At 58.9% G+C, this 265-nt stretch carries 1 protein-coding gene; it reads left to right on the top strand.

The features are described from left to right. Window positions 1-255 (top strand): hypothetical protein (locus tag AC1RPT_RS08060; RefSeq protein WP_481763033.1); only part of this gene is annotated, 255 nt, incomplete at its 5' end. Between the last annotated feature and the right edge of the window lie 10 nt (window positions 256-265).

Raw genomic sequence — 265 nt, forward strand, 5'->3', positions numbered from 1 at the left:
CGGAAGTTGAGCGCGGCGCTGCTGGCCCAGCACGATCTGGATGTGGAGCCCGGCGCATGGAAATTCTGGGTGCAGCCGCCCTCCTACCGTGGACCACGTTGGGACCTAGCAAATTGGGGAGCGCACGCGCCACATCCGGTACACCCCAATCTGACGGTGCAGGTCTCGTCGTGGGAACGAATGAGCACGCTCGTGAAGCAGGAAGAGCTGAAGCTTCATCCGGATGGAATTTTTGCTTGCTATGATGTGGCGTAACGTGTATGAT

Source organism: Dellaglioa sp. CoH-56-MRSF-11 (assembly GCF_056782135.1).